The sequence below is a fragment of the Acidobacteriota bacterium genome (genome assembly GCA_003225175.1).
In the GTDB taxonomy this organism is placed as follows: domain Bacteria; phylum Acidobacteriota; class Terriglobia; order Terriglobales; family Acidobacteriaceae; genus Gp1-AA112.
This window is the reverse complement of the sequence record QIBA01000133.1, coordinates 1063-5965: the sequence shown is the minus strand read 5'-3', so window position 1 is coordinate 5965 and position 4903 is coordinate 1063. Positions and strand designations below refer to the sequence as shown.

Below are 4903 nucleotides of genomic sequence, written 5' to 3'. Positions count from 1 at the left end.
TCAGTTATCAGCGGAAGAAAGGCGTCGGTCCTCGCTTTCGATTACGTGAAAAACGTATCGTCGTGCGAGTAAGGCGGCGCGCAGCAGCAGAGAAAGCGCAGTGGTTCTGTAGCCACGATGGTGTGCCATGCTCCTGGCGGGATGAGGATCGCATCGCCTCGCCGGACCTTGCGACGTTCACCGTCGAGCTCTATCTCGCCCGCGCCTTCGAGGATGAAATAAAGCTCCTCCGCCATCTTGTGATAATGCCGTTCTGTCCTGTCGCCTGCGGAGACGCGCGCTTCCGCAAGGCTTTGGTTTTGTACCGGCGCATTCGTGCAATCGAGGATCGAACGGATAGTCGAGCCGTCCTTGGTGATAAAAGGCGGCTGGGCCGAGAGATTCTGGACGGTCATACTTTCTAAAGATGCCGCGATCCGGCGCGCGACGGAAGCCCAAGTTTCTTTGGCGACACAGAGATCATTTGTCCTGGCTTAACAGAGGGTGAATTGGGGTCAGTCCTCACTCCACGGCAGCTAGAAGCTAGGAGCAGGAAGCTCGGCGCGAAGCACCATCGCGCTTCGTCGCAAGCAATTCGTGCAGCTGCGCCTCAACTCGCTCCAGTTCGGTGCGGTTCAGCTTTGAGAGTTCCGCAATGATTTCCTGCGCGCTCATGCTCGACGGTCTCCCGCGATTAGTTTACTGCAATTCGCGGGGCTTACCACGTCATTCTGCAGCTAGACATCTGCGTGCATCGCCCACGGCCATAGCCGAATCGTCGCCCGTGATCATGACTGAACGTCCTTCACGCGCAGGACGATCTTGCCGCGGGTGTGACCGTTTTGACTAAGCTCATGCGCACGACGCGCTTCGCTTAATGGCAGAATCCGATCGATCGTCGGCCTCAGCTTGGCTGAGTCGATCAGCTTCGCGATCGCACTTAGTTGCGCACCGTCAGGTTGAACGCTGCTCATAATGCTGCGCACCCCGAACTGGTTGACTTTTTCTTCCGATGGCGGTTGGACTAACGAAATCAGAGCGCCGCCTTGCTTCAGCACCAGCCACGAGCGTTCCTGCGTCTCACCGCCAATTGTATCGAGGACGATGTCGATCTTTTGGGCAACATCTTCGAATTTTTGAATCGTGTAATCGATCGTCTCATCGGCACCAAGCTTACGCAGCAATTGCTGGTTGTTGGTTGATGCCGTCGCGATGACGTAGGCGCCTTTCCACTTTGCAAATTGAACAGCAAAATGGCCGACGCCGCCGCTGCCGCCGTGAATTAGAATGCGTTGTCCAGGTTGCAGCTTGCCGGCGCCGAACAATGATTGCCACGCTGCAAGCGCCGACACAGGCGTAGCCGCGGCATACACGTGATGGAGCGACTTAGGTTTTATCGCGAGCTCTGCTTCGCGAACGGCGACGTAATCGGCATAAGCGCCATCGCGCGTCGGATCAGCCATGGCGAAGACTTCGTCGCCTTTTTTGAATCGTCCCGCAGCCGCGGGACCGGGGCCGACTTTCTCCACCACGCCCGATAGGTCCCAGCCGGGAATCAGCGGAAGCTTGTGCTCGACGAAGCCATTAAGATCACCGCCGCGCACTTTCCAATCGAGCGGGTTCACACCAGCGGCGTGAACCCGGACGAGCACTTCGCCGTTTTTTACTCGTGGGCAATGCGCATCTTCGTACTGCAAGACTTCCGGTCCTCCGTAACTGTGAATTCGGATTGCGTTCATAAATTCTGATCTGGGAGTTCCCACGCGATGTCTGTAGTGCGCGAGCGTTTCTCGTCCGCGTTGCTGCCGATTCCCGACAAACATGGCGTAAGGCCGAACGAGGTGAGCTTCGTTCGTAGGTGTGTGCTCAATCCCCGTACTCGCTTTCGCTCATGTTATGGCTCGTTTTAAATAAAAGCGTTGATGCGCATACCATCCGTCCGGAACTGTCGCTTCTGAAAGACTCTGTTCCTTGCCTCAGCATATCTACGAGGCATGCCGCACGTTACCGTGAAACTCAGACTGTAAGGCGAGTTTGCGGCCAAAGTCCGGCTGTCGAGAAGTTGTGCCACTGCCAGGGAAGCGGTGGCCAACTTCCTTTCCCCTAAAGGACAGCGCGACTAGACAGCCATGCGCATCCCTTTTAGTTCGCGACGGTACGCCTCGCCGAATGCCTTGAGCGGATCTTGATCTCCCGACCGAATAAGATTGCGCACTTCCTCTACGGAAAGATTCGGCGAGAAGTATTGCTCGGCGATGAAGTGCAACGTTCTTTCCGCCTGCGTGAGCACGGCATCGGAGGCGCAAAGCCGAATGCGATTGAGCAGCGCATACACCTGTAACAGCGTCCCGGGCTTGTCTAAGGTGCGCTCAAACGACTCAACGAGGCGAGCCGAGCATTCATTGATGAACTCGCCGTAGAGAGCTTCACGCCTTTTAATTTCGGAGCGGACGAGCTCACGTTTGCCAAGCGTTCTTTGTGTCACCCAAGTGGTTGCCACCGTGGCCGAGCCACCCACGAGCGAACCGAGCACAGCGGACATGGCACTGATAACTGCGTTATCCATAGCGGAAACTGATTCTTGGGCGCATACGAACGGAAGCACCACCAAAGGGCGGGGGCAAGCCGCAGCGAACCAAACCGACATAGGCTGGCCACCCTGGATCTCGAGACAGTACTCGCTCCTCCGCGCGAATGAACGAGCGAGATTAAGCGACGTTCAGAACGACGCGGCCGTTTACTTTGCCTTCTCTCAGTCGACTGAAAACTTCATTGATGGAATCGAGGGGGAGTTGCTCGATAGTCGCCTTGACTTTGCCTTCGGCGGCAAAGCCGAGCGCTTCCTCAAGATCTTTTCTTGTGCCCACGATCGACCCTCGGAGGGTGTAGCGACTTAGCACCACATCGAAGATGGACACCGGAAATTCGCCGGGAGGCAATCCAATCAGAACGCATGTGCCGCGGCGACGAAGCATGCCCATGGCTTGCTTGAATGCGATGGGCGACACAGCTGTGACGAGAATACCGTGAGCTCCGCCGATTTCATCCTGAATTTTGCGCGCTGGATCCTCCGCGCGCGCGTCCACTGCAATTTGCGCTCCGAGCTCGCGCGCTAAATCCAATTTTTCTTCTCCAACATCGACAGCCGCTACATGAAATCCCATGGCTGTGGCGTATTGAATCGCGACATGCCCTAAACCGCCCACGCTTGAAATCACGACCCATTCGCCGGGACGCGCGTCTGTTTCTTTCAGGCCTTTGTAGGTCGTTACACCTGCACACAGAATGGGTCCCGCATCGACAAACGAAAGCTGGTCTGGAATTCTGCCCAGGAAATCGGCCTGTCCGAGCGCATATTCGGCGAAACTCCCATTCACGGAATAGCCCGAATTCTGTTGGGCCTTGCAGAGTGTTTCCCAACCCGAAAAACAGAATTCGCAATGTCCACAAGCGCTATGCAACCACGCGATGCCAACTCGATCTCCTTCCTTTAGGTGAGTGACACCCGGGCCGAGCGCCACCACAACCGGCACCTTCATGGCCGGGGACAAATGGCGGGTTGGGTTTAACCGGCCAATCTCCATCGGCCGCGTGCAAGTCGGTATGACACACACCGGTTGCGATGATTTGGACCAGAGCTTGCCCTGGTGCAGGTGAAGGAACAGGAACGTCGCGGATTTGCAGCGGTTCACGGAACTTCTCCACCACCGCCGCCTTCATTGTCTTGGGTATCACCGGTCGCGTTTTTCCTTGTCTCGCCCCATCAGTTCTGACACCGCATTTCCCATGGCCTCTCCTCAACTTGTTAGGCACTTATCGCCGCATTCTCACTCGTTGCTCCGCATCCTTTGCGAATTGCGGAGCAGTGTTTGGGACGGGTAGATCGTAGCCTGCCTCGCGCTGTGTCGCACGTCTTAAACTCTTTCAGTATAACATTACATCGGCACTCGGGTAAATCACGCTGAAGTCTGTCAGCGGGGATTTGCATTGATCTCTCGATCGCTCCTGCGCGACGCGCGCGCGACGGCGCCGGTGAAGAATTGCATTGGCAGATGCAATCGCATTCCCCAGGCTTTCTCATCGTGAGCGGCGTGCGGAAAACACAGATGAATCAGATCGCGACCGTATCGCCAGTCCCGGCTGACCAGCGCAAGCGCCATCTCCGTCGTTACTTCGTAGTTGTCGCCAGGCCACCCGCTGTCGAGATAAAATCCGACGTTGCGCTTCGGCTCGCTCAGCACCCGCTCGATCAGGTCGTCCTTGTAGGAGAAGGTACTCGACATGCAGGCAGCAGCTCCGAATACCTCGGGATATTGCCAGACGGTGTAGAAAGAAACCACCCCGCCTAACGAGGAACCCCACATTGCGCGATCCATAGGCGCGTTTGTTGTCCTCATAAAAACTTGCTCGCCTCGCACAAGCTCCTCGACAATTGAGCGCGCATTAGTCTCATAACCTGCCTTGGTATACTCCTCTTCGCGGCGCTCATTCGAGTAAACGCCGACAATGATTAAATCTTCGATGGCTCTCATCGCCCGCAGTACCTGACTGGTTTCGTCAACCGCCCAATCCTTGTGTTGAAATGCTTCGTGAGGAAAAAACAGGTTCTGCCCGTCCTGCATGTAAGCGAGGGGGTAACGCGCCAGCGTGTTCTCCTCGTATCCCGGCGGCAGATAGCACCGAAGTCGATGACTTCGCCCAAGTATGGCCGACTCAATTTCGACCAAAGGCAGGAAATGCCCGCGCGGATCGCTGAAAAAGTAGGGATAGAGGACGCGGCCGTCCTGTCCGGACATAACGAGCAAATTGTTAGGCCCGACTGCACAATGGAGACTGCCGTTCTTCACTAAACAAGGGTTGAAATAAACGAATGGCGAGTGCGCCTCGATTTCAAAGCTCGTCGTGTTGCCGTCGCTGCTGAGTG

Annotated in this window: 4 protein-coding genes and 1 pseudogene; all 5 read right to left on the bottom strand. The window is 56.2% G+C overall.

All coding sequences use genetic code 11. The features are described from left to right. Positions 1-41 precede the first annotated feature (41 nt). The 5 genes and pseudogenes from DMG62_23610 to DMG62_23590 all read right to left on the bottom strand — a co-directional run bounded on the left by DMG62_23610 (position 42) and on the right by DMG62_23590 (position 4775). Positions 42-395: a hypothetical protein gene (locus tag DMG62_23610; protein ID PYY20476.1), complete on the bottom strand. Its 354-nt coding sequence runs from the start codon at positions 393-395 to the stop codon at positions 42-44. Positions 396-767: 372 nt separating this feature from the next. Next, entirely contained in the window at positions 768-1718 is a 951-nt protein-coding gene (locus DMG62_23605; GenBank protein PYY20477.1) for an NADPH:quinone reductase, read from the bottom strand. 380 nt (positions 1719-2098) lie between these two features. Then, positions 2099-2626, bottom strand: coding sequence for a hypothetical protein (locus DMG62_23600; protein ID PYY20475.1), 528 nt, complete (start codon positions 2624-2626; stop codon positions 2099-2101). A gap of 61 nt (positions 2627-2687) precedes the next feature. Further along, a pseudogene (locus DMG62_23595) lies at positions 2688-3711 on the bottom strand (alcohol dehydrogenase AdhP). 239 nt (positions 3712-3950) lie between these two features. Further along, the gene (locus tag DMG62_23590) at positions 3951-4775 is read right to left on the bottom strand and encodes a hypothetical protein (GenBank protein PYY20474.1); all 825 of its coding nucleotides are present in this window, start codon (positions 4773-4775) and stop codon (positions 3951-3953) included. Positions 4776-4903 lie beyond the last annotated feature (128 nt).

Bases quoted from the DNA above. Each gene is read 5' to 3' on its own strand.
- DMG62_23600 (PYY20475.1), bottom strand. From the start codon at position 2,626: ATGTCGGTTTGGTTCGCTGCGGCTTGCCCCCGCCCTTTGGTGGTGCTT.
- DMG62_23590 (PYY20474.1), bottom strand. From the start codon at position 4,775: ATGTCCGGACAGGACGGCCGCGTCCTCTATCCCTACTTTTTCAGCGAT.
- DMG62_23605 (PYY20477.1), bottom strand. From the start codon at position 1,718: ATGAACGCAATCCGAATTCACAGTTACGGAGGACCGGAAGTCTTGCAG.
- DMG62_23610 (PYY20476.1), bottom strand. From the start codon at position 395: ATGACCGTCCAGAATCTCTCGGCCCAGCCGCCTTTTATCACCAAGGAC.